Below are 24,028 nucleotides of genomic sequence, written 5' to 3' on the forward strand. Positions count from 1 at the left end.
TGTCTCCTCACTGTTCGAACCAGGGAGCAGGGTGTTCGATCCGCACCACGGCGCTGGACACCGTCACGCCCGGCCCGACGCCGAGCATGAGCAGGTGATCCCCGGCTTCGAGGGCGCCGGTGGCGAGGAGGTGGTCCAGGGCCACGATCTGGTCGCTGGCGCCCAGGTGGCCGAGGGTGCGGCCGTGCTCCCAGGTGGAGCGGGACATGGCCAGGCCGAGGACGGCCATGCAGCGCTGTTCGACGATCTCCCGGGAGTAGTTCATGTACGCCACCCGCGTCACGTCGCCGATGTCGATGCCCGCCTCGTCGAGGGTCTGATCGACCACGGCGAGCGTCTGGCGGTGGATGCCGACCAGGGCCGCGGTGCCGGTGCCGTCGGCCAGCACCTCCCGCTTGAAGTCGGCGTTGCGGGCGGCGAAGTCGAGGGACCGCCCGACGGTCGGGCCCGGCGGGAAGAGCGGCTCGTTGCCGCGGTGCATCTTCTCGGCCCCGGGCACGGCGGCGCAGCAGACCGAGAGCAGCCGGGCGAACGAGGGCTCGGTGCTGAGCAGGACCGCGCTCGCCGCGTCACCCGCGACGTAGCCGGGCCCCATCCGCCACCTGTCGATCAGCGGGGTGCCGAAGTTGTCCGCCGCCACGAGCAGCGCCGCCCGGGCCCGGGCGGCGCCGTCGCCGAGGAACCCGGCGCCGAGTTGCAGGGCGCCGAACATGCCGTTGCAGCCCTGCCGTACCTCCATCGCGAGCAGGTCGCCGCCGAGCAGGTGCCGCTGCAGGTGGTACTGCGGCTGCCAGCCGTCCGGCCCCTGGTACCAGGAGTCGGCGTAGAGCAGAAGGCTGACGTCGGTGGGGGAGTGCCCGCCGCGCCCGAGCGCCTCGCGGGCGGCGTGCAACGCCATCTCGGGCGCGGGCACGTCGCCGGCCACGGCGGCGCCGGCGAGCTGGTGCAGGCCGACCTCCTCGGCCGGGTACCGCCCGTCGGCGACCGCCTGCTCGATGGGTACGGTCGGGGGTACGTAGGTCCCGAGCCCCTTGATGAAGATGTCCGGCGTTCGCACGACCGCCGCGCTCCTTTCCGTTGTCCGCGGTGCTCAGGCCGCGTCGCGCAGCGCGCGCACCAGCCGGTCCAGCAGCTGCTCGGCCGCGCGCGGACGGAACAGTCCGGGCCGGTGGCCGAGCCGCAGGTGGATCCGCTCGCCCGGCACGACGACGAGCCGTACCGGGTAGTGGGTGTCGTCCACCACCTCGACGCCCGTCAGCCGCGGCTCGTCGAGCGCGGCGTCCCACGCGGCGGGGTCGAACGAGTAGTTGACGAAGGTGATCGCGGTGTCGAACAGCTCACCGCCGAGCGGGCTCTGCCGCTGGATCTCGCCCAGCCCCAGGTGGTGGTGGGCGATCAGGTCGGCCTGCTCGTTCTGGACGCGTTGGAGCAGGGCGCCGGCCGGCTCGCCGGCGCGCAGGCGCACGCGTACCGGAACGGTGTTGGTGAGCAGCCCGACGATGTTCTCGACGCCCGGCAGCCGCGGCGGCCGGCCCGAGACGGAGGCGCCGAACACCACGTCGTCGCGCCCGGTGAGCTGGGACAGTACGGTCGCCCAGGCGGCCTCGACGATCGTGTTCAGCGTGACGCCCAGGCCCTGGGCGCGGTCGGTGAGCGCGGCGCTCAGCGACTCGTCCAGGTCCCGGCGCAGCTGGGTCTGCGGGCCGGCGGCCGGCTGTGCGCCCGGCGCGACGAGGGTCGCCGCGGTCAGGCCGTCCAGCGCCTCGCGCCACGCCCGGCGCGAGGCCTCCCCGTCGGTGCCCGTGAGGTGGCGCAGATAGTTTCGGTACGGCGTGACCGGGCCGAGCGTTCCCCCGGCGTACGCGGTGAACAGCTCCCGCACCAGGATCGCGGTCGACCAGCCGTCCCACAGCACGTGGTGGGCGGTGAGCGTGAGCAGGTGCCGGTCGCCGAGCCGGATCAGGTGCAGGCGCAGCAGCGGCGGGCGGGTCAGGTCGAAGCCGCGTTCCCGGTCCGCCGCGGCCAGCCGGTCCGCCTCGGCCTCCGCGTCGGCTGCCTCGGACAGGTCGGTGTGGGCCCAGCCCGCCCTGCGTACGCCGGTGATGACCTGGACCGGCCCGGCGAAGCCGTCGTCGTAGCGGAACACCGCCCGCAGGTTCTCGTGGCGTTCCAGCAGCGCGTCCGCGGCCGATCGCAGCCGGTCGGGGTCGACCCGCCCGGTCAGGTGGAAGCGCACCTGGGAGGTGTAGGCGTCCCGGCCGCCCCGGGCCACCAGATGCTGGAAGAGCAGGCCCTCCTGCAGCGGCGAGACCGGCAGGACCGCCGTCATCCCCGGATACTCCTCGGCCAGCGCCGCCCGCCGGGTGCCGTCCAGCCAGGGCAGGTCAGGCTCCGCCTGACCGGCCGGAGCCTCGGGTTCCGGTGCGATCCGGCGCACGGCCTGGGCGAGGCGCGCCACGGTGGCGTGCTGGAAGACGTCGCGGGCGCTGAACTCCAGGCCGCGTTCCGCCGCGTTGGCCACCAGCGGGAAGACGCGGATGCTGTCGCCGCCGAGCTCGAAGAAGGAGTCGTCGACGCCGACCTCGCGCTGCCCGAGCGCCTCGGCGAACAGCTCGCACAGCACACCCTCGACGGAGGTGGGGTCCGGCCGGTGGCCGCCGCCCGCCTGGAACACCGGCGCCGCGAGCGCCTTGCGGTCCACTTTGCCGTGGGGAGTCACCGGCAGCTCGTCCAACAGGACCACCGCGGCCGGGACCATGTGCTCCGGCAGCCTGTCACCGGCGAAGCGGCGCAGCTGTGCGCCGGTCACCTGCGCGCCGTCGGCCGACCGGGCGTAGCCGACAAGCATTCGGTGCCCCGGCTGGTCCTCGCGGAGCACGACCACCGCGGCGGCAACGGCGGGATGAGCCGCCAGCGCCGCCTCGACCTCGCCCAGCTCCACGCGGAAACCACGAATCTTCACCTGGTTGTCGGTACGCCCGGAAAACTCCAGCATGTCGTCGGCGCGCCGGCGCACCACGTCCCCGGTGCGGTACAGCCGCGATCCCGCCGGCCCGTACGGGTTGGGCACGAAGCGTTCGGCGGTCAGCATCGGCCGGCCGAGATAGCCGCGAGCCAGCCCGGCCCCGCCCAGGAAGAGCTCGCCCGCGACGCCCGGCGCGGTGAGGGTGAGCTGCGAGTCGAGGACCAGTGCCTGGGTGCCCCGAATCGGGTGACCGATCGGTGCGGGCGTCTCCACCGTGTCGAGCGGCGGGCTGACGGTGCTGGCCACGGCGGCCTCGGTCACGCCGTACACGTTGGCCATGCGGCGGCCGGCGGCCCAGCGGCGTACCAGATCGTCACCGGGTGTTTCTCCACCGGTGATCAGTGAGACGAGTTCGGGCAGGGCGTCACCGCGTAGCTGGGCCAGCATCACCGGCGGGATCGCGGCATGGGTGATCCGCTGTCGCCGCAGCAGGCCGACGAGCGGCTCGGCGCCGGCGGCCTCGTCGGGCTGCGGCAGCACCAGCCGTCCGCCGCGCACGAGCACCGGCCAGATGTCCCCGGTGGCGACGTCGAAGCTGGGCGACGCGAACTGCAACGAGCGGCTGCCGGCGTCGAAGCCGAACCGGTCGGCGTGGTCGAGGACGAAGTTCAGCATGGCCCGACGCGACACGACCACCCCCTTGGGCGTGCCCGTCGATCCGGAGGTGTAGATGACGTACGCCGGATGGTCGGCCTCCGCGCCCGCCGGCGCGGCGTCCCCGGCGAACACCTCGGCCTCGCTGAGCAGGATCGGCTCCGCGCCGTCCGGCACCGAGCCGGCCGTCTCCTCGGTGACCAGCACATACCGCGGACGAAGGTCCTCGAGCATGAACCGGATCCGGCCCTCGGGATAGGCGACGTCGATCGGGGCGTAGGCCGCGCCGCTCCGCAGCACGCCCAGCATGGCGACGATCAGCCCGGGGGAGCGGGGAATCGCCAGCGCGACGAAGTCCTCCGGTCCGACCGCCCGGGCCGCGAGGCAGCGGGCCACGGCCGCGGCTCGCGCCGCCAGGTCGGTGTAGGTCACCTCTTCGTCGCCGTGCACCAACGCGACCGCGTCGGGCGTGGCGGACGCCTGCCGCTCCACCAGCTTCTCGACGGTGACCCGGTCGCTCGGGTCGGAGCGTTCCGGTGCCTGGGAGGCGGCCAGCACGGCCGCGCGCTCGTCCGGCGTCAGCACCTCGAGCCGGCCGACCGCCGTGTCCGGAGTGGCCAGGACGGCCCGGATGAAGGCGAGGGCCCGGTCCTTGTGCGCGCGCAGCCCCTGCTCGTCGTGGTGCTCGGGGTTCGCCTCGAACATCAGCGGCATCGGGCCGCCGGGCGTACCGGAAATGGAGATCGAATAGTCGACGATCGGGCCCGACGCCAGGTTGTGGAACGTCGCGGACGCCGCGCCGAAGCGGAGCTCCTGCTCGTAGGGCATGAAGTTGACCATCGGACCGAGGAAGGGGTTGGCGCTGCCGGTGAGACCCAGCGCCCGGCGGAGATCCTCGGCGCGGTAGCGCTCGTGTCGGAGCGCGCCGCCCACCTCGGCCGCCATCGCCGGGATCAGCTCGGTCAGGCTTCTCGCGGGGTCGACGTCGATGCGCAGCGCCACCGAGTTGGTGGCCATCCCCGGAACCAGGCGCGCCGCCGCGGTTCGCCGCCCGGCCACCGGCAGGCCCAGGATCACGTCCCGGCGGTCGGTGACGCGGTGCACGTACCCGGCGATCGCGGTCAGCAGGACCACCTGCCAGGTCGTGCGGTTGGAGCGGGCCACCTCGGAGAGCGCCGCGACGTCCCCGTCGCCCAGCCGGTCCGGGCTGCTCAGCCGCAGCGGCCGCTCGGGGGCGGCCGGTCGCCCGGGCATCCGCATCACCTCGGGCTGGTCACCGAGGCGGCCCGCCCAGTAGTCGCGGTCGCGGGCGAACGCCGCCGAGTCGCGGTACGCGCGGTCCTGCCCGACCAGCAGCTCGATCGACCCCAGCGGCGGGCCGGACGCCTCGGCCTGCCGCTCGGGACCCGCGGCGAGGGCGGTGTACACCTCGGCCAGCCGCCGCCCGAGCAGGAGCACGCCGTAGCCGTCGATGACGGCGTGGTGCAGGCGGTAGTAGAACCAGTGACGGTCGTCGGCAAGCGTGAGCAGCGCGGCCGAGACGAGCCCGCCCGCCGCCGGCTGGACCGCCCGGGTGAGGTCGGCGGTAGCCCAGCGACGCGCCTCGGCGGCCGGGTCCGCGGCCCCGCTCAGGTCGTGGCATTCCAGTTCCGACAGCGGCTCGCTCGCGATGATCTGCAGCAGATCGCCGTCGTCCTCGACGATCGCGGCCGTACGCACCGCGTCGGCCTCGCCGGCAACCTGCCGCCAGGCGTGACGCATCAGCCCGGCGTCGACGGGCCCGACGATGTCCAGGTATTCGGCGCAGTTCATCTGCTGGCCTGTCGGGTCCAGCCGGTGGGCGAACCAGACGCCCTGCTGCGCCGCGGAGAGCGGGATCCGGTGGGACAGCTGGTCAGTCATGGCGCACCTCGGTTCCGGCCGTCCGGTACCCGCCGTCCAGGAAGATCAGGGGTGGGTCGTCACGGTTGGCGACGTCGCACTCGAGCACGTCGGCGACGAGCAGGTCGTGGTCGCCGACCGGGTGGATCTGGGCGATCCGGCACTGGAACCAGGCCAGGCAGCCGGGCACCAGCGGGGCCGGCTCGGCCGTCGTCAGCGGCGGCAGGTGCGACGGGAGGACGCCCCGCTCACGGGCCGCGAAGTGCTGCGCGTACTCGTGCTGGCTCTCGCAGAGGACGCTGATCCCGAGCAGGTCACCGGGCTCGATCAGGGCCCGCATCCGGCCGTACGCGGTTACCGAGAGGCCGACCAGCGGCGGTTCGAGCGACAGGGTCAGGAAGGAGTTGGCGGTCAGCGCATGCGAGTCCGCGCCGTGGCGGACGGCGGCGACCGTGACGCCGGTCGCGAACCGCCTGGCGCTACGCCGCAGGGACGATCCGATGCGCTGCTCGTGCAGGTTCGCGGTCATGACGACCCCCAGCTCAGCTGGACATCGCGACGAGGACCCGCCGCTTGCCGGTGAACGGGCGGCGGCCGTGCCCGACCAGCACGTTGTCGATGAGCAGGACGTCGCCGGCGTGCCAGTCGACGTCGACGGCCAGCTCCAGGCCCCGGTCGCGGATCTGCTCGACGTACGTGTCCGGGATCGGCGAACCGTCGGCGAAGGTGACCGACTGCGGCAGCTCGTCGGCCGGGATGACCCTCGCCAGCGCCGCGGCGGTCTCCGAGCCGAGGCCCGCCGCGTGCCACTGGTCGGCCTGGTTGAACCAGACGCGCGTGCCCGTGATCGGGTGCTCGGTGGTGGCCGGCCGGTGCTGGATCACCCGCAGGGAGCCGTCCTTGCGCCACTCCCACTCCGCCTCGGAGTCGCCGAGGAAGCCCTCGATGGCGTCGCGGTCGTCGGTCTCGAAGGTGTCCTGCCAGCTCTTGCCGAGACCGCGGCCGCTGTGCAGGTTCTGCGTGTACCGGACCCCGCCGGCGAAGGCGTCGCGTACGTCGTCGTCGAGCGACTCGAGCCAGCGCTCGCCGTCGACCACCGGGGTGGCGCCGCCGGTCTCGGGAGCCGTCTCGCAGAAGAAGAGGAGCCGGGAGGGCCACGCGTGCCCGTACGACAGCTCGTTGTGCATCGAGATGGTGAATTCCGGCGGGTACTCGGTCGAGGTGTAGACGTTCTGGCCCACCTTCGTACGCGGCGAGTTGCCGTGGACGTAGGCGAGCCGGTCCGGCAGGAGCTCATCGAGCACGCCGGGCAGCGCGTCCGGTGTGGCCTGGAAACCGCGGAACACCACGGCCTTCTCGCGAGCCAGCAGATCGGTGAGATCGGGTTCTCCCCGCACGTAGTCGATCAGGGCGCGAGGCTCGGCCTCGCAGCCGACGTCGTGCGGGGAGATCTCCAGCGGAGTCCAGGTGCTGTCGACGGCCATCTGCGGGTCCTTCCAGGCGAGTCGGTCAATGCCGACCCTCTGCCGCAGGCCTATATTTCGTCGGTATCCGGCCTATTGGCCCGCCGGGCTGTCCGCGCTCTGCTTGCCGGTCAGGATCGCCTGGTACGTGTACTGCATGGCCGCTCCCGGCTGGACACCCAGTTCGTCGTCGAGGCATTGGCGCCCCTCGTGGAACACGGCGAACGCGTCGGCCTGCCGGTCGGACTGGTAGTGCGCCAGCATCAGCTGGGCCCTCAGCCGTTCCCGCAGCGGATACTGCCGCACCAGGCCGAGCAGTTCGGCGGTGACCTCTTCGTGGCGGTCGTTGGCCAGGTCGGCGTCGATCCGGTTCTCCAGGACGGTGAGCCGGGCCTCCTCCATGGCCGGGCGCTCCCGGTCGGAGAGCTGCTCGGTGACGTCGGTCATCGCCGGCCCGCGCCACAGGTCCAGCGCCTGGCGCAGCATCTCGCTCGCCTCCTGTGGCCGGTCCTCCCGCAGCGCGGCGGTTCCCTTCGCCGACAGGTCGGTGAACTCCTCGTAGTCGAAGCGGGTGCCCGGCATGTGCAGCGTGTAGCTGGCCCCCCGCCGCACGATCTGGATGGAGTCGCGCAGCAGGCGTCGCAGCCGGGACGCGTAGGTGTAGATCTGGGCCTGGAACGTCTCGGGCGGGTCCGCGCCCCACAGCAGCTCTCCGATCTGGTGGTCGGAGAGTGCCCGTCCGCGGGACAGCATGAGCGCGGCCATCAGGGTGCGCTGCTTCATGCCGTGGAGCGGCACCTCGTCATCGTCGGCCCAGAGGCCGACCGGTCCTAGGATGCGGAACTGCATCGTCTGCCTTTCGTTCGACCCCGCGGCGCGGGCGCTTGGTGGGAGGCAGTTCCTGAGCGGACGGCGCTCGTCGCCGCCGGCGGACCGGCGAGGGCGGCGCGACCGTCCGGCGCGCTCCGCCCCGGCCTGGACCGGGACGGCGGCGCGGCTATCGCGCGAGGAGAGGGGCCGGACGAGGTGCACCCGCGGGGAGTTCCCAACGTGGGCGTGAAGAGCCGACTGTCCGGACGAGAATACAAATGCACGACGTCCCCCGTTGACTGCCGTGGTAGGTCACGAGCCGGACGGACAGGGCATCTCCGGAGCAGATCGTTAAGGTGCTCCGCAGAACGATCCGCCGTCGGCCGCAACCACAAACAAGTGTCTTGTCTGCCTGCGATCTACCAGTCAATCACCGCTTACACGGAAGGTACACATCGGCGCGCCGGAGAGGCAATCCGAGCGGAGGATTGCGTGCGGCGCCGATCGCGTGCACTTGGCAGGTTCCCGCGATCTGTGTTAGTTGGCCGGGACCGCATCCGCCGCCGGTCAACGGGCTATTGGTGGTCCCCATACAAAGACCGCGACCTGCCGGCCGAACGGTTCCGGCGCAGGTCACGGTCATCCGATCACCACCGGGCCCGGTGGCGGGCCGAGCCGGGCGGATTCCGGTGGCGCTGCGGCTCCATCGTTCGGGGACGCTCTGTCATCGCAGGGTTACGGCGCCGTTTCCGGACGCATGCTATGCCGCATTTGTAACGATTGTTGCCCCCGCTGCGTAGTCGTCAATCAGCAGACGTCGAAATTTACTTATCCGTTTTAATGTATAATTCGGACAGGGTGCCGTGCTGCCGCGCTCACCTCGGAAGACGTGGCGGCAAGGCGGTGAAGCGCGCGCAATGATCCGACTTTCACCATGATCACGGCGATGACGAAAACGGTGGCGCAGGCCGGCGACGGCACGAAGGCGACGAGCAGAACCAGGATCGCGGTATTGACGGCCATGGCCATCGGCGACCAGTTCCACCGGTAGACGCCGAGGTGGACGAGGTAAAAGTAGTTGATACTTCGGATCGGCCAGTGCAAGAATCGAAGGCTGAGGATGCAGCCCAGCACGTCGAACTGCACGAGGAATGGCAGGAGGGGGACTGCCATCGATGGCCGCACCGCTGTCAGCGCGAGTATGACGGCCACGCCCGACACCCGATCGGCGACGATGTCGAAGACGGCGCCGCGCCGGGTCTCCTGGCGCAGCCGGCGGGCGGTCTGGCCGTCGGCGACGTCCCCGGCCGAGTAGGCGATGATCGCGGCCAGCGTGAGCGGGGCACCGCTGCGGACGAAGGCCGGGATCGCCAGGGCGAGGCAAACCACCAGGCGTACCGCGGTGATGGCGTGTTCGGCACGCTGCGCACCGGCCCGTCGGGGGCCGAGTGCCCACCTGTGCGTGGCGGGGAGTGATGCCGTCTCCAGCCCGGTTGTTCGATCACCTCTGCTCCTGCCGCTCCACGCCCCGCCTCGTCCAGGTGCTTCTCGTCCGGGCGGTGGGCTCCGGCCGGGGCGGCTAGGGGCGCGGCAGCCGTCGGACGACCACGAGCGAAGCCGCCTTCACCAGGACGACAGCGACGGCGAAGAGCGCCGGCCAGACCGGCGACGGCGCGACCACGGCAAGCACCACCAGGCCGCCGGTGTTCGCCGCCTTGGCCACCGGCGACCAGTTCCACCGGTAGACCCCGGGGTGCACCAGGTGGAAGTAGTTCGGGCTCAGCACCGGCCACCGGAGGAACGACAGGCTGAGAACGAGATCGAGGACGAGGAACTGCGCGGCGAAGAGCGCGAGGGGTGCGGTCATCTCCGGAAAGCGGAGCATCAGGCCGGCGAGGCAGAGCGCGCAGCACAACCGGTCGCAGGCGATGTCGAGAACGGCGCCGAACCGTGTCTCCTGTCCCAGCTTCCTGGCCGCCCAACCGTCCAGGATGTCGCCGAACCAATAGGCGCCGACGGCCCAGGCGAGCAGTGGCCCACTCCCGGAAGAGATCGCGGTGACGGCCAGGAAGACGGAAACCACGGTTCGGACAACGGTGATCGCGTTGGGGACGTTGGTGATCGAGGTCGGGACGTCGCGAGCCCATCCGTGGCTGGCATCGAGCGCCACCGGCGACCGGGTCGGCTGTCCGTCCGTGGTGATCATAAAGATCTCCTCTCGGGTTACCGAGCATATAGGCCAACGCCTAAGTCGACGGGACACGTGCAAGCTTTTCCTGGCGGATTGCCGGGGCGGCGTCGGTCCGATCAGCGGACGGGTGTCGAACTGTCAGAGATGGAGCGACAGGCCGGCGAGCGCGGGGAGCAGTGCCACGACCATCATGCGGGCCGTGCGGCCGAGGAGGCAGGTGGCCGCGAAGACCGCCGTGCGCATCTTGCCGGCGGCGGCGGTGAAGGTCATCACGATGAGCGGTGGTACGCCGGTGAAGGCGCTCACGAACAGCAGCAGCGGGCCGGTGATCCGGTGGCGATCCGCCGAAACCACCGTGACCAGCCTGTTCGCCATGCGGCGCAGCCGACCGGGGTGCTGGCTCGCGGAATCGCCGCGCCGGGCCACGAGGGCCCGCTTCCGGGCGAGCCAGTGACGCAGCATCGGTGACCGCAGTGTCCCGCGCGCGGTCAGGAAGATCGTCAGCTTGCCGACGCTCTGACCAAGGGCTGCCGCGACGGCCAGCAGCGCGGGGTTGGTCGTCGTCGTGGCGACCAGCCCGACGAGGTACGGCTCGGCAGGCACGACGGGAAGAAAGGCCGAGATGAAGCCGACTCCCACGGTGCCCAGTACTTCGGGAATCACGCTGCCTCAGGGAGGTCGCGGCGTAGCGATCGGGACTCCATGGAGGTCGGCACCACCCTGGCTGCAGTGACGGATCGGCGCCGCCACGAATGGACTCCCGGAGAGCAGATCGCGCACGGGCGTCGCGAGCACCGGGACGGTCGTGAGGACCATTGTCCTGCACGGGCGCGTGACGCGCGGGGAGCTGCCGTGGTCCGTCTGGTGATCGAGCGGGTCGGGTCCGTCGACATAGGCCGGCTATAGATGTCGCCCATACCCTTCTCCCGCCCGAACGGCTGTTTGTCGAGAGAGAGAAAATGATGAACGGATTGAGGACGAGGGTAGGACGCGTCTCGACTGCGCTGGCCGGGGCGGCCCTGTTGGCGATCGCGCCCGGAACGGTGGCAGTGGCGGCTGCCGCGCCTGTCGCCGTGGCGGGGGGAGGTTGCAACGAGCTCGAGATCTGGGGGTACGGGGACGGCTACGGGTTGACGCCCGGGACGACGGTGACCATCACTGTCGACGTCTGGCAGATGTCCGACCTGGAGTCCGAAAGCCGTACCCAGACCGTGGCCCCTGACGGCACCATCGCCGGGCACTCGTTCTGGACCGAGGACATCATCGCCTTCGCCACCGCGAAGGCGACCATTCGAAACGGTGCGGGGACGGTGCTCGCGGTGAGCCCCGAGGTCTCGATCGGCTGTCCCCCCTGGTGACCGAACCCCGAACGGTGCGCGGCAAGGTCGACACTTGCCCCGCACCGTAGGTGTTTCCGGGTCGTACGACGCGACGCGGCCTCAGACCGTCGGGGACCCCCGGCTCGTGTCCCGGGCCGCCGTCACCGCCGGGCCTCGGCGAGGTCGCGGCCGGCGGTGACTCGAGTTCCCCGCGGCCAGGTCCACGCGGCGCGCAGGACGAAGGCCAGGAGCAGCAGCTCGATCCCGATGGAGAGGCCGTAGAAGGAGAGGTACGTCCAGGACTCGCCGTCCGCGTTGTACACCGAGACGGGGATGTAGAGCGTCGCCACGACGAGGTTGGCGGTGCGGTTGACCCGGGCCGGGAGTGTCGTGGAGAGCAGGATCATGAGGATCGGGACGGCCATGAGCGTGAGCGCGAGGGCGACGAAGGTGGGGCCGGTGTCGAACTCGTGAACGACGCCGCCCCGGATCTCGTCGATGAAGCCGGGCTTGTACAGGGCGAGGTAGTCGACGTAGATGTAGAGGAACATGAAGCTGGTCCAGGCCGCGGCGAGCTTCGCCTGGACCGGGAGGTGCGGCTCCTGGAGCGCACCGGCTGGTTTGTCGGTTCTGATCATCGGTTCTCCTGGGTGCTGGTGTCAGCCGGGTCGGCTCACCCGACGTCTTCACTATGAGCAGCGCCGACGGGTGCCACATCCGCTCGCGGGCTCGCGCTGTCCCGGTCCCCGGCACGGGAAAGCCGCCGTACTTTCGGCTGATTCGCCCGAGCGGCGACCCCCCTACGTTGTCCGCGAGGGGGAAGCATGGTTGCTGGGATCTGGGCTGAGCCACGCCCCGCCCGCCCGCCGGTGCGGGTCTGGCGGGACTGGGCGCTGTCCTCGGCTCTCGTCGCGATCTCGCTCGTCGAGATACTGCTGCGCGACGACCGGGCCTGGGCACCGCTGCTGGTCGGTGTCAGCGTCGTGGTCGCGGCGTGTCTGCTCTGGCGACGCACGCGGCCGCTGGCGGCGGTCGCCGTTGCCTTCGGGACCGTTCTCGCGTTCGACATCGCGAGGATCGCGGTCATCGATGCCACAGGTCTGCTGGGCATCGCGGGGCTGCTGGTGCTGCCCTACGCCCTGCTGCGCTGGGGGGCAGGTCGAGAGGCCGCCCTCGGACTCGGCATCATCCTCGTCTGGCTACCCGTCACCCTCGTCGCGGACCCGACCTCACCCGCGGAGAAGACCGCCGGGTACGGGTTCTTCCTGTTCTCCGCCGCGCTCGGCGCGGCGGTGCGCTACCGCGCCAGAAGCCACGACCGCGACATCGAGCAGGTGCGGCTTCGCCAGCGCAACGAACTCGCCCGCGAGCTGCACGACACGGTCGGCCACCGGGTCCTGGCCATCGCCGTCCAGGCACAGGCAGGTCGCGCGTTGTCCGCCGCGGACCCGCAGCGCGCGTTGGCCACCCTGGTCACGATCGAGGAGGAGGCGTCCCGGACGCTCAGGGAGATGCGAGCCCTCGTGGGGGTGCTGCGCGACGGAACGGACGCCGACCTCGCCCCCCGACGGGGGGTTGCGGACGTCGAACGACTCGCTCGTCCCGGCGGCGAGGTGCTGGGCGTCCGCGTGCGGGTCTCCGGCGACGTCGAGACCGTCGAGCCGGCGGTCGGCACCGCGCTCTACCTGATCGCCGCCGAGGCGGTCACCAACGCGACCCGCCACGCCTCCGGCGCCACCGGAGTCACCGTCGACGTCACCGCATCCCGCGGCCAGGTGCGCCTGCGGGTGCGTGACGACGGTGCGGCGACCACGACCCGCTCCCCGCACGCCGGCTACGGTCTGCGCGGCATGGCCGAGCGGGCGAGTCTGCTCGGCGGCACCCTCCGGGCGGGCCCCGACCCGGACGGCGGCTGGAGCGTCGACGCCTCGCTGCCCCGGAAAGCGCGGGCGTCATGACCATCCGCGTGCTGGTCGCCGACGACCAGGACATCGTCCGGGCCGGGCTCTGCATGATCCTGGACGCCCAGCCGGGCATCACCGTCGTCGGTGAGGCCGCCGACGGCCGCCGGGCGATCGCCCTGGCCCGTTCGCTGCGTCCCGATGTGTGCCTGCTGGACATCCGGATGCCCGAGGTCGACGGGATCGAAGCCACCCGCCGGCTCGCCGGCACCGACGTCGCCGATCCGCTGCCCGTCGTCGTCATCACCACCTTCGACCTCGACGAGTACGTCTACGGTGCGCTGAAGGCAGGCGCCCGAGGCTTCCTCCTCAAGGACGCCGGCGCCGAGATGCTCGCCCAGGCCGTCCATGCCGCCGCCCGCGGCGACGCCCTGATCGCCCCGAACATCACCGCGCGGCTCCTGTCCTCCTTCGCGAACAGCCGTCCGCGTCCGGTGCCCCCCGAGCCGGTCGAGCCGCTGACCGCTCGCGAGGAACAGGTCCTGCTCGCTGCCGCCCGCGGGCGGACCAACAGCGAGATCGGCGACGAGCTGGCCATCAGCCTCAGCACCGTCAAGACCCACATCGCCGCCCTGATGCGCAAACTCAACGCCCGCAACCGCGTCGAGATCGTCATGTGGGCCTACGAGACACGCCGCGTCGGCGCTTGACCGGTGCCCGCATGCGCATCCGGAAGCGGGAGCGCCGGAGGGCCGGACAAGGCGCGGAACTCACCTCGGGCGGGTCGCGGACGAGCCGGAACCCCCGCCGGTCGGCGGGGGTTCCGGCACGCGGATCAGGTCAGCGGGACCTGGCGGGCGAGTGCCGCACCGCCGCTTTCGAAGGCGGCCAGGACGGAGGTGGGCGTACCACCGGTCACCGGCACCAGGACGGTGACCGGGCGTCCGGGACGGAGCCGCACCGTGCGCTCACCGAGCGACCGGTCGCCGTCGTAGGTGTGCAGGTACGCCGTGCCGGCGCGGTCGGCCCGGACGGTCACCCGCACGCCGCCGGCCACCTGTCGCTGGCCGGTCAGTCGCAGCGCCCGTTCGGGCAGCCGGGCCACGGCGGCCGGCGCGACGCCGTCCACCGCCGACTGCGCGATGGTCTGCGCGCTGTGCACGCTGCGCGCGGCGGTGTCCGGGAAGACGGGGGCGGTGGGCTGCCGGTCCGCCGGCGTGAGGCCGGGCAGGGTGACCAGCCCGTACCGGTACGGGTCGGCGCGGACGCCGGTGAACGTGGACCAGCCGAGCCGGGACTGGGAGCTGAGGTCCTGGGTGTCCGAGTCGTAGACCAGCACGTTGAAGCCCATGTGCGTCGGGTCGATCGCGTCGGGCAGCACCGCGAACGGGATGCGGGCCTCGATGGTGTAACCGGTGTACGGGGCGGTGACCTTGCTGACCACGGTCATGCCGGGGGCGGTCGTGGCACCCGGTCCCTGCCGGTTGTCGGCGTCCCGCTGCCAGCACGGCGGGTCGCCGTTGGCGGGGTCGTCGGTGACCGGGAAGATGCCCGCCTTGAACACGGTGGAGGTGTCCGTCGAGTTCCCCTTGGGGTCGACGATGATCTCGACGCTGTCGGTGCGCCGCTGTCGCTTGCAGTCCTGGGGCACCACCTTCTTGCCGAGGACGTCATCGGTGACCTGCACGAAGACGAGGAGGGCGTCCTCGGTTCAGGCGATCCGCCCGGTGGCCGAGGCGTCCTGCGGGGTCGTCGCCTGTCCCTCCCAGATGCGGGACAGGTCCAGCTCCTCGCCCGGGTACTCGCCGGGGCCGGCCACCCCGTCGACGGCGTGGTTCTGCCCGGCGCGCGGGACCACGCTGGTCGGCACGATCTCCAGGGCGCCGGTCTCCACCGTGCTGCCGGTGCCGCTGGTGGTGGTGATGGTGAATCCGTAGTCGCCGCCGTCGCCGCCCTCGTTGGCGGTCGGCAGGCCGGCGTCGCTGTTGGTGACGGTGAAGGTGACCGCGCCGGTGGCGCCCGGCGCCAGGCCGGTGTAGCTCTTCGTCGCCGCGTCCGCCGTGAAGCCGGCCGGCAGGCCGAGGGCGACGGTGCCGCTCTGCGTCGTCGTGCCGTGGTTGCGCAGGTCGATCCGGACGGTCCGGCTCTTGCCCGAGCCGATGGTCAGCACCGGCTTGATCAGGGTGTCCAGTTGCGGGTAGCCGCTGTCGCCGGCCCAGCTGCGGAACAGCCCGACCTCGGGCAGCGGCTCCAGGGTGCCGCGCACGTCGGCGACCACCCGGACGGCGCGGTCGGTCCGGCCGGCGCCCTGGCCGGTGGTGAGCGACGCGCCGAGCAGGTGCTGGGCGTTGGTGCCGGCGCCGGCCGGGACGGTCACGGTGAAGGTGGCCGTACGCTCCTTGCCGGCCGGTACGGCGCCGCGGAGCGCGCCGGAGCCGGTGGCGGTCCAGCCCTCGGGCAGCCGCAGCGCGATCCGGGGCGCGGTCAGCGCCCGGTTGCGGGGCGCCCGTACGTGGGCGGTGACCGTGACGCGCTGCCCGGGGGCGAGGTCGAACCGGTCGGCGGTCAGCTGGAACTCGGTGCCGCGGGGCAGTCCGCCGGCGGCCGGGGGCAGCACCGACCCGCGCAGGATCGCCTCGGGTGAGGTGTCCGACGGGTCGTACGGGACGCGGCTGTCGACCAGGGTGTAGAAGTCGCAGCGGATCGCGGCGGGGTCGGTGGGGGCGGCGGCGGTGCTCGCCCAGCCCTGGGTGACGTACTCCCGGCGGGCGTCGACCTCGATCTCGGCCCAGGTCCGGCCGTCGGCGGCGCGAGTGCCCTCCCAGACGCCGAACACCTGGTCGGTGGGGACGGTCGGCACGAAGCTGGAGGCGCACCGCGGCCCGGCCGTCGAGGTGCCGGTGCCGCCGGTACGCAGCAGCTTGGCCGCCCGGAACGGCGTGAGCCCTTCCCGGGTGAGCTGCTCGGGGAAGGCCCTGGGGTCGGCGGCGGCGTGGAACGCCTCGGCGGCGAACCGGGCGGCCTGCTGGTGGTTGCCGTGGTTGCCGGGGGTGGGGGACGGGTTCATCGTCATCAGGATCTCGGGCCGGGTCTGCCGGATCACCCGGACGATCTGGCCCAGCGTCTCGTCGTGGCCCCAGATCTGCTCCGACAGGGGCGCCGAGGCCGTGTACCAGAAGTCGACGCGGTCGAGGTTGTAGAGGTTCTCCACCCCGGCCTTGCCGATCGCGGTGCGCTCCTCGCGCTCCCGGATGATGCCCAGCGGCGGTCCTTCCTCCAGGCCGACGGCGTTGCCCCCGCCCTCGCCGCGGGTGATGGTGACGACACCGGCCTTGGCGCCGTACTTCTCCTTCCACTGGCCGAGGGTGGCGAGGCTGCCGGCCTCGTCGTCAGGGTGCGCGCTGACGAAGAGCACGTCCAGGTCGACCGCGTCGGTGGGGCGGGCGGTGGGGGGTGCGGCGTGGGCGACGACCGGTGTCCCGGACAGGGCCAGGGCGAGCGCCGTGGGTAGCAGGAACGCCTTGATGCGCATGCAGATCCTTTCGTGCGGCGAGGTCCGCGCAGCGGCCGACGACGTCGGGCGCGGCTGCGCCGACGGCGGGGGTCGCGGGTGGACGCTGAGTGGGGCCGCCAGGGGGCGGCAGGCCCGGGAGTGCCGGCGTGGGACGGGTGCCGGTAGCACGGCGGTCCGTACACACTGGAAGGCCTTCGCCGGAGACGCTAGGGACCGGCGCGGCGGCTCGTCAATGCTTTGCAAGGACTTTCTTAATTTCCAGAAGAAAACAAGTCGTCCAGCAAACCGCGGCGCGCGAGTGCGGCGCGCCAGGCCTTGCCGGTGCGCCCCGTCCTCGGTTCCGGCAGTGTTTTCGCTGCCAAAGTGCTTCGGGTGTACGCCGCATCAGCCGTTCGGCCACTTGACCGCTTAATTCGTTCGCCGTATGAAGTAAGCGTGATTGACGTGGTGCTGCCGCCGCGCGCTGAGACCCGGCCGGGAGCCGTTTCCGACCGGACGCGCCGGGTCGGCGGTAGGCCGGCCCCGGCGCACCCGGTGCGCGTCGTCGCCTGTCGCGCGGGACCGGTCAGGTGCGGCCGACGACGGCGGTCACCCGGATCTCGACGCGCATCTTCGGCGCGGCCAGCGTCGCGACGCGTCGTCAACCGGTTCGAGCAGCGCTGCTGGGTCGAACGCTTCCCCGACCCGCAGGACCCGCCCGGAACCGCTCGACCAGGTCGGGGTTGGCGAGGTACGCGCGGCCGAGCGAGATCAGGTCCGCCCCGTGGGCCAGCCAACGCTCGGCGTCGTCCCGGGTCGCCGCCACCGGACTGTTCGCCGCCGAGGGGTTGACGATGAGCGTGCCGGGCCAGGCGCGACGCAGTCCGAGCAGCACCTGCTCGCCGGTGCCGGCCAGGTGCACGTACGCCGGGCCGAGCGGGACGAGTTCGGCGAGCAGCGCGCCGTCGTGAGATCCAGTCTCTCGGGACGGTCGCGTCAGCCGCGCGGAAGCACGGTGATCGCCACGATGGCGCTGTTGACGACCGTGGCCGTCACGGTACGGCTCACGGCCTGCGCTGCGGCGTCGGCTCCCCAGTCGCCTCGCTCCAGTTCCTTGGCCCGCGTGCTCACCGACGACGTCCACGGGATCTCGCGGTCGAACTGCGGGAGAGTTCCGCTCGCCGAGAGCAGCGCCGCGAGCGCGGCGATGCGGGCCGGTGGCGGCGTGTCCGTCGAGAGGGCGTGCCGGACGTCGGCGAGCAGACGCGCCCGGCGTCCGGTCCCACCCTCCCGGAGGGCCGTCGTGCGGAACAGGCCGAGGACCTTGTGCGGCCTCCGGTCGAGGTCGCCGTGCGCGATCAGCCTGTCCAGCACCGGCTCGCGCAGTGGGGGGCCGATCGCCGCGAGGGCGGTCTGCGCGCCCCTCGGCTTCGCGGAGAGGTAGTCCCACGCCGGACGCAGGAGGTCGTCCGACGGTGGGTGACCCGCCACGCTCCTGATCCGGCCCCGGGCCTCCGTGGCCAGGTGGTCGCCGAGGGCGAGGTCCGCGAGGACGGCGCCGCCGAGCACGTAGAAGAGCGTGTTCTCACCCGCGATGGTCCCGGACCCGGGCTGGAACAGCAGCAGCAGGAGATCCTCCACCAGGGTCGGTGGGTCGGACCGGCGCTCGGTGGTCATCGGCGGGGCTCCCAGCGGAAGAGTCGGGTGGCCAGGGCGACGGCGACGACGACCCAGCCCAGGGTGGGCGCGAGCAGGAGCAGGGAGTCGGTCACGGCCACGCCGCCGTTCCAGGCGTTCCTGGTCAGTTCGGTGGCGGCGCCGCCGGGCAGCAGCCGCTTGAGCCAGGCGAGGTTCTCGGTGCCGCTGATGCCCACCCAGGTGGCTACGGCGATCACGCCGAGGGTGACCGGCAGGGTGGTGACCTGGGCGTGCTCGGGAGAGTTGGTCAGACCGGCGGTGGCCAGGGCCAGGCCGATCATCATGGCCAGGGTCGCCAGGACCGCCAGCACCAGCAGGGCGGCGTTGGCCGGCCCGCCGGCGACGACGGCCAGCGCGGTCAGGATCGCGGCCACCTGCACCACCGCGATCGTGGTGGGCGGCAGCAGCAGGCCGGCCAGGATGGTGGAGTCGGCGACAGCGGTGGAGCGCAGTCGCTTCAGGAAGAGGTTCTGGCGTCGGGAGGCCAACGTGGTGACGGCGGTGGCGTAGAGCCCGAACGCGGCCACGGTGAACAGCACGATCGCCGCGATGTAGCCGAGGCTGCCGATCTCGGCGAAGATGTCGTGCTGGCGGACGAAGACGGCGGAGACAACGACCGGGATGATCAGGCTGGTGATCAGCACCAGCCGGTTCCGGAAGATCTGGATCAGCTCGCTGGACGCGATGGACAACATGGGACGCTCCGGTTCGAAAGAGGTTCAGCGGGTGACGGCGCGGAAGACGTCGTCGAGCCGGGTCGATCCGGCGTGCAGGTCGCGCAGCTCCACCGCGTGGTCCTGGGCCCACCCGAGCAGGGCGTGCAGGTCCTTCTGCAGGGCGAACGTCTCGATCACGACGTTCCCGTCGGCGTCGACGGCGGCCCGCACCGGCAGCATCGGCGCCGGTTCCGCGAGGGAGAAGCGGATCACGGCCGGCAGGCTGCGGGTCAGCTCGGAGACGGTGCCCTCGCGGTGGAGGACGCCCTGGTGCATCAGCCCGATCCGGTCGGCGCGCTGCTGCGCCTCCTCCAGGTAGTGCGTGGTCAGCACGATGGTGGTGCCGTTCTCGCGCAGCCGGTCGACAGTCGCCCAGACGGCGTCGCGGGACTGGATGTCCAGGCCGGTGGTGGGCTCGTCCAGGACGATCAGCTCCGGGGTGCCGTAGACCGCGGTGGCGAAGTCCAACCGCCGCTTCTCGCCGCCGGACAGTTGAGCCACCCTCCGGCCGGCGCGGTCGGTGAGGTCGACCAGGTCGAGCACCCGGTCGACGTCGTCGTGGCGCCCGCTGAGCCGTCCGATCAGACCGACGGACTCGCGGACCGTGAGGTCGGGGGAGAAACCGCTCTCCTGGAGCATCACCCCCGTGCGGGGACGCACCGTCCGCCGGTCGTCGGGGCGATGCCCGAAGACGAGTACGGTGCCGGAGGTCTGCCTCCGGTGCCCCTCGACGACCTCCAGCGTCGAGGTCTTGCCAGCCCCGTTGGTGCCCAGCAGCGCGTAGAGCTCCCCAGGTCGTACCTCGAAGGAGAGGTCCTTGACGGCGTGGAAGTCACCGTAGGTGAGGTTCAGCCGGTCGACTTCCATGACGGGTGTGGTGGACATGCACCCATGACAGCGCGGGTGTGCCCGGCGTGGCAGTGGCGCGGTGTCATGACCGCGTGTGACGTGGTGTCACTGGTCGCCGTCGGTGATCGTCGGATACTGGGGTGGTGACCGCACCAACGCCGCGCTTCACCGCGTCGACGCAGAAGAGGCTGCGCCGGCTCAACCTCGCCGCCTCACTGCCGCCGGTGGTGTTCGCCGCCGTGGTGCTGGTCTACACCGACGCGCGTACCTGGTGGCACGTCGCCGTCCTGGCGCCCGGGGCGGTGGCGGCCCTGGTGGCCTTCGAGCGGTGGACGGCCGGCGACCTCGGCCGGTTCGCACTGCCCTGCGCGGTCGTCGCGGCAACGGTGTGGCCACTGGGAGTGCTGGTGACCGGCAGTCCCAACGCGTACTGGGGGATCTGCGCCGTGGGTTCGCTCGCGCTGCGCCAGGTGCGGCGGCGCCGTGCCCTGGTGATGGCCGGGCTGTTCTCCTTCGTCGCCGTGGTCGGCGCGATGCGGCTGCTGGTGCAGCGGGACGAGCCGGGCGACGTCGTGGTGCGCTACGTCCTCGTGCCGACCGTCCTCACCGTCGTCGTGACGGTCCTGACGGTGGTGGGGGAGCGGTTCTACGACCTCATCCGGGAGCTCGAACAGACCCGGGAACGTGAGGCGGAGCTGGCCGTGGTCCGGGAACGGGTCCGGTTCGCCAGCGACCTGCACGACATCCAGGGCCACACCCTGCACGTGGTCAAGCTCAAGATCGCCCTGGCGCAGCGGTTGCTGGACCGCGACACCGTACGGGTGGAGAAGGAGCTGCGAGAGACGTACGCGCTGGTCAGCGACACCATCGCGCAGACCAAGGAACTCGCGTACGCCCAGCGGAGGCTCAACCTCACCGCGGAGATCGAGAACGCGAAGAACCTGTTCGAGGCCGCCGGCATCCGGGTCCGGGTGACCCGGGAGGCCGAGGTCGACACCCGGGTCAGCGAACTGCTCGGCCAGGTGCTGCGGGAGACCACCACCAACATCCTGCGCCACGCGCAGGCCGCCCAGGTGCAGATCACGCTCGCCGGGACCGGCATCACGATCGTCAACGACGGCGTGGCCGCCACCGGGCTTCCCGAACTGCGGGGCCTGGCGGCGTTGCGGCAACGGGTCGTGGACGACGGTGGCGAGTTGTCCGTGGAACAACGGGACGGGCGGTTCCGTACGGCTGCGGTCTTCGCGCCCGCCCGCGCCGACGCGGCCCCCACGGTGGCGAGGGAGAACGGCCGATGACGAGCATCGTGCTCGCCGACGACGAGGTGCTGCTGCGGACGGCCCTGGCCGCGCTGCTGCCGATGGAGGGCGACATCATCGTGCTCGCCGAGGCCACCGACGGCGGGACGGCGATTGCCGCGACCCTGCGACACCGGCCCGACGTGCTGGTCATCGACCTGGAGATGCCGGGCGTGGACGGCCTGGACGCGGTCGCGGAGATCCGCCGCGTACGGCCCGAGCAGGTGATCCTCATGCTGACCCGGCACGCCCGGCCGGGCGTGCTGCGCAAGGCGTTGCGGCTCGGCGTGCAGGGCTTCGTCAGCAAGTCCGCCGAGCCGGCCCACATCACCTCGGTCATCGCCACCCTGCACGCGGGCAAACGCTGGATCGACCCGGACGTGTCCGCGCTCGCCGTCACCGAGGACTGCCCGCTGACCGACCGTGAGATCGACGTGCTGCGGGTCACCGGGGAGGGCTACTCGGTCGCCGACATCGCCGCCCGGCTGCACCTCGCCCCGGGCACCGTGCGCAACTACCTCTCCAACGCCATGCGCAAGACCCAGACCCGGACCCGCCACGACGCGGCCCGGTACGCCCGCGAACACGACTGGCTGTAGCGGCCGTCCGGCGACCGCTCGGGGTGTTCGGCGTGCTCACCTGTCGGCGTCGCGGTCCGATCGGATCGCGTGATCGGTGAACCGACTGTCGTCCCCGACCGTTGAAGGCGCAGTCCCGCCTGTCGTAGAGCGGGTCCGGCGAGTGGTGGAGGGGTCGAATGCAGATGTGGCAGCGGGGCGGCGCGCACCGGGCGGTGCGCGCCGTGGTGGTCCTCGGTGCGGTCGGGGCCGTGCTCGCCGCGGGTCTGGCCGTGGTGCCCACCGCGCGGGCCAGTTCCCATCCGACCATCGTCGGCGCCGGCGGCAGATGCGTCGACGTGGCGTGGACGCAGACCGCCAACGGCACGCCGATCCAGGTCGCCGACTGCAACGGCACGGTCGCCCAGGACTGGTTCCACGACGGCTCGGGGCCGGTGCGGGCGCTGGGGAAGTGCCTCGACGTGGCGGGCGGCGGCCGGGCGGACGGCACGCGCATCCAGTTGTTCGACTGCAACGGCACCGGCGCGCAGCAGTGGCGGTTCACCGACGGGCAACTGGTCAACACCGGCTCCGGCAAGTGCCTCGACGCCCCCGGCGACGCCGACGGCACGCACCTGCGGCTGTGGACCTGCACCGGCGGCCCGGCCCAGCGGTGGAGCGTGCCGGGCGCACCGCGTCCGGCCGGCGCGGCGGGGAAGAAGGGCGTGAGCACGTGGGCCTTCCCCCGGGTCGCCGACGGCGTCCACGCGGTGGGGGCCGGCTGGTACTACGACTGGTCCGCGAACCCGGACGACGTCCCGGCGCAGGCGGAGTTCGTACCGATGATCTGGGGAGCCGGCGCGGTCAACGACGGCGAACTCGACAGCGCGCGGCGCTCCGGCACCACGCTGCTCGGTTTCAACGAGCCCGACCTGCCGCAGCAGGCGAACATGAGCGTCGAGCAGGCGCTGACGTTGTGGCCGAGCCTCGAACGGACCGGTATGCGGCTGGGCAGCCCGGCCGTCGCCTTCGGCGGCGAGGTCCCGGGCGGATGGCTGGACCGCTTCCTGAGCGGGGCGCGTCAGCGCGGCATGCGGGTGGACTTCATCGCCCTGCACTGGTACGGCTCGGACTTCGGCCCCGCCGCCCCGCAACACCTGATGAACTACGTGCAGGCGGTGCACGAGCGCTACGGACTGCCCGTGTGGGTCACCGAGTTCAGCCTGACCAACTTCACCGGTCATCCTCGCTACCCGAGCGCCGGGCAGTTGACCGAGTTCGTCCGCGAGGCCACCGCCCGGCTTCAGGCGGCCCCGTACGTGGAGCGCTACGCGTTGTTCGCGCTGCCCGCGTCGGGGGAGGCGGCGGCACTCGGGCTGTATCGCGAGGACGGCGTCCTGACCCCGGCCGGGGACGCGTACCGCGGGTCGTGAGCCGCCCGCAAGGATGAGGACGACCTGCTCCGGTGGACCTGAGTGGCGGCCGTGACCGGCGCTCAGGTCCACCGGAGCGGCGATGCCGGACGGCGTGCGAGCGGGGGCCCGGAGTGCACCGCGCGTAGTGGGAGGCGAGCAGCACTGCCCGTGGTGGGCCGCCTCAGGCCACCGGGTCGGCGGTCTGCTCGGCCTCGGTGGCTTCCTCGCCCTCGGCGGCGAGGGTGGTCTCCAGCCAGCTCGCGATCAGCTCGGCGACGGTGTCCGGCGGCGGCATGGCGATGCCGATCGTGTTCTCCCGCTGCCACAGTTCGAAGATCACGCGTTCCTGCGGTTCCACCACCGTGTGCCCCTCGTCGCGCAACGCCTCGACGTGTCGCTGGGTGACCCGCTTGACCCACATGGAGCGGTTCATGCTGGGGAAGAAGAGCGACGGGCGGTCGCTGGCCAGCAGCGCGGTCTGCGCCGGCGTGCCGGCCAGGCCGAGGGCCGTCGCGGCGAGCATGTTGGCCGTCGCCGGCAGCACCACCAGGCCGAGGGAACGCTTCGCGAACTCGGTCGGATTCAGCGCCGGATCGGCGCTGGTCCAGACCTCGTCGGCGTACCAGGCGGCCACCTGGGGCGGCACGAAACGTTCGGCGCTCGCCGTGAGCAGCACCCGCAGCGGCAGGTCGATCTCCTGGCGGAGCCAGGACAGGTACCCCGAGGTCGCCATCGCGGCGCTCGAGCCGCTGACGATCACCGACAGTGCGTCATCTCGCATGGCGACAGCGTGGCGTGGCCAGCCGGTCCCGGACATG

General features: G+C 72.1%; 21 protein-coding genes and 1 pseudogene. 6 read left to right on the plus strand and 16 right to left on the minus strand.

Features of this window, described 5'->3' with window-relative positions; genetic code table 11:
• Positions 1-7: 7 nt before the first annotated feature.
• The 8 genes from ACLQ2W_RS31230 to ACLQ2W_RS31265 form a co-directional block, all read right to left on the minus strand.
• Positions 8-1,057, minus strand: coding sequence for a ketoacyl-ACP synthase III family protein (locus ACLQ2W_RS31230; protein ID WP_425791147.1), 1,050 nt, complete (start codon positions 1,055-1,057; stop codon positions 8-10).
• Between the two features lie 33 nt (positions 1,058-1,090).
• Positions 1,091-5,521, minus strand: coding sequence for an amino acid adenylation domain-containing protein (locus tag ACLQ2W_RS31235; protein ID WP_425791149.1), 4,431 nt, complete (start codon positions 5,519-5,521; stop codon positions 1,091-1,093).
• Entirely contained in the window at positions 5,514-6,029 is a 516-nt protein-coding gene (locus ACLQ2W_RS31240; protein ID WP_425791151.1) for a flavin reductase family protein, read from the minus strand. The genes ACLQ2W_RS31235 and ACLQ2W_RS31240 overlap by 8 nt, the downstream gene beginning before the upstream one ends.
• Before the next feature lie 13 nt (positions 6,030-6,042).
• Positions 6,043-6,984 carry a TauD/TfdA family dioxygenase gene (locus tag ACLQ2W_RS31245; RefSeq protein ID WP_425791153.1) on the minus strand — a complete coding sequence of 314 codons (942 nt, stop codon included), beginning with the start codon at positions 6,982-6,984 and terminating at the stop codon, positions 6,043-6,045.
• A 72-nt stretch (positions 6,985-7,056) separates the two neighbouring features.
• Positions 7,057-7,746, minus strand: coding sequence for an AfsR/SARP family transcriptional regulator (locus ACLQ2W_RS31250; RefSeq protein ID WP_425791155.1), 690 nt, complete (start codon positions 7,744-7,746; stop codon positions 7,057-7,059).
• A gap of 864 nt (positions 7,747-8,610) precedes the next feature.
• Positions 8,611-9,180, minus strand: coding sequence for a CDP-alcohol phosphatidyltransferase family protein (locus ACLQ2W_RS31255; protein WP_425791256.1), 570 nt, complete (start codon positions 9,178-9,180; stop codon positions 8,611-8,613).
• A gap of 172 nt (positions 9,181-9,352) precedes the next feature.
• Positions 9,353-9,895, minus strand: coding sequence for a CDP-alcohol phosphatidyltransferase family protein (locus ACLQ2W_RS31260; RefSeq protein WP_425791258.1), 543 nt, complete (start codon positions 9,893-9,895; stop codon positions 9,353-9,355).
• Positions 9,896-10,102: 207 nt separating this feature from the next.
• Positions 10,103-10,627 carry a hypothetical protein gene (locus ACLQ2W_RS31265; protein ID WP_425791157.1) on the minus strand — a complete coding sequence of 175 codons (525 nt, stop codon included), beginning with the start codon at positions 10,625-10,627 and terminating at the stop codon, positions 10,103-10,105.
• Positions 10,628-10,986: 359 nt separating this feature from the next.
• Here ACLQ2W_RS31265 and ACLQ2W_RS31270 point away from each other — a divergent pair, with 359 nt between their 5' ends.
• Positions 10,987-11,322, plus strand: a complete 336-nt coding sequence (locus ACLQ2W_RS31270; RefSeq protein ID WP_425791159.1) for a hypothetical protein — start codon at positions 10,987-10,989, stop codon at positions 11,320-11,322.
• Between the two features lie 122 nt (positions 11,323-11,444).
• On the opposite strand, the gene ACLQ2W_RS31275 is transcribed toward ACLQ2W_RS31270, so the two are convergent.
• Positions 11,445-11,921: a DUF6326 family protein gene (locus ACLQ2W_RS31275; protein ID WP_425791161.1), complete on the minus strand. Its 477-nt coding sequence runs from the start codon at positions 11,919-11,921 to the stop codon at positions 11,445-11,447.
• 186 nt (positions 11,922-12,107) lie between these two features.
• Between ACLQ2W_RS31275 and ACLQ2W_RS31280 the strand changes: the two genes are divergently transcribed.
• Both ACLQ2W_RS31280 and ACLQ2W_RS31285 read left to right on the plus strand, forming a co-directional pair.
• Positions 12,108-13,241, plus strand: a complete 1,134-nt coding sequence (locus ACLQ2W_RS31280) for a sensor histidine kinase (protein WP_425791163.1) — start codon at positions 12,108-12,110, stop codon at positions 13,239-13,241.
• Complete coding sequence (locus ACLQ2W_RS31285) at positions 13,238-13,894, plus strand: response regulator (RefSeq protein WP_425791165.1); 657 nt, start codon at positions 13,238-13,240, stop codon at positions 13,892-13,894. Before ACLQ2W_RS31280 ends, ACLQ2W_RS31285 begins: the two co-directional genes overlap by 4 nt.
• Positions 13,895-14,019: 125 nt before the next feature.
• Here ACLQ2W_RS31285 and ACLQ2W_RS31290 read toward each other — a convergent pair.
• The 6 genes and pseudogenes from ACLQ2W_RS31290 to ACLQ2W_RS31315 form a co-directional block, all read right to left on the minus strand.
• Positions 14,020-14,880: pseudogene (locus ACLQ2W_RS31290) on the minus strand (sugar-binding protein); the annotation flags it as partial.
• A 15-nt stretch (positions 14,881-14,895) separates the two neighbouring features.
• A complete protein-coding gene (locus tag ACLQ2W_RS31295) occupies positions 14,896-16,716 on the minus strand; it encodes a PIG-L family deacetylase (RefSeq protein ID WP_425791166.1) in 1,821 nt (606 codons plus the stop codon).
• A 622-nt stretch (positions 16,717-17,338) separates the two neighbouring features.
• Positions 17,339-17,599 (minus strand): hypothetical protein, encoded by a 261-nt coding sequence (locus ACLQ2W_RS31300; protein ID WP_425791168.1) that lies wholly within the window; start codon positions 17,597-17,599, stop codon positions 17,339-17,341.
• Positions 17,600-17,673: 74 nt separating this feature from the next.
• A complete protein-coding gene (locus tag ACLQ2W_RS31305; RefSeq protein ID WP_425791170.1) occupies positions 17,674-18,354 on the minus strand; it encodes a GOLPH3/VPS74 family protein in 681 nt (226 codons plus the stop codon).
• Entirely contained in the window at positions 18,351-19,070 is a 720-nt protein-coding gene (locus ACLQ2W_RS31310) for an ABC transporter permease (protein ID WP_425791172.1), read from the minus strand. Before ACLQ2W_RS31310 ends, ACLQ2W_RS31305 begins: the two co-directional genes overlap by 4 nt.
• Positions 19,071-19,094: 24 nt before the next feature.
• Entirely contained in the window at positions 19,095-19,976 is an 882-nt protein-coding gene (locus ACLQ2W_RS31315) for an ABC transporter ATP-binding protein (protein WP_425791174.1), read from the minus strand.
• Positions 19,977-20,083: 107 nt separating this feature from the next.
• Here ACLQ2W_RS31315 and ACLQ2W_RS31320 point away from each other — a divergent pair, with 107 nt between their 5' ends.
• From ACLQ2W_RS31320 to ACLQ2W_RS31330, 3 genes are all read left to right on the plus strand, one after another.
• Positions 20,084-21,238, plus strand: coding sequence for a sensor histidine kinase (locus ACLQ2W_RS31320; protein ID WP_425791176.1), 1,155 nt, complete (start codon positions 20,084-20,086; stop codon positions 21,236-21,238).
• On the plus strand, positions 21,235-21,837 hold the full coding sequence (locus ACLQ2W_RS31325) for a response regulator (protein ID WP_425791178.1): 603 nt from the start codon (positions 21,235-21,237) through the stop codon (positions 21,835-21,837). Before ACLQ2W_RS31320 ends, ACLQ2W_RS31325 begins: the two co-directional genes overlap by 4 nt.
• A 158-nt stretch (positions 21,838-21,995) precedes the next feature.
• On the plus strand, positions 21,996-23,228 hold the full coding sequence (locus ACLQ2W_RS31330; protein WP_425791180.1) for a glycoside hydrolase family protein: 1,233 nt from the start codon (positions 21,996-21,998) through the stop codon (positions 23,226-23,228).
• Positions 23,229-23,391: 163 nt separating this feature from the next.
• Here the strand turns inward: ACLQ2W_RS31330 and ACLQ2W_RS31335 are convergent, their stop codons facing one another.
• Entirely contained in the window at positions 23,392-23,991 is a 600-nt protein-coding gene (locus ACLQ2W_RS31335) for a flavoprotein (RefSeq protein ID WP_425791182.1), read from the minus strand.
• Positions 23,992-24,028: the final 37 nt, after the last annotated feature.

The organism is Micromonospora sp. DT227 (assembly GCF_049841835.1).
In the GTDB taxonomy this organism is placed as follows: domain Bacteria; phylum Actinomycetota; class Actinomycetes; order Mycobacteriales; family Micromonosporaceae; genus Micromonospora.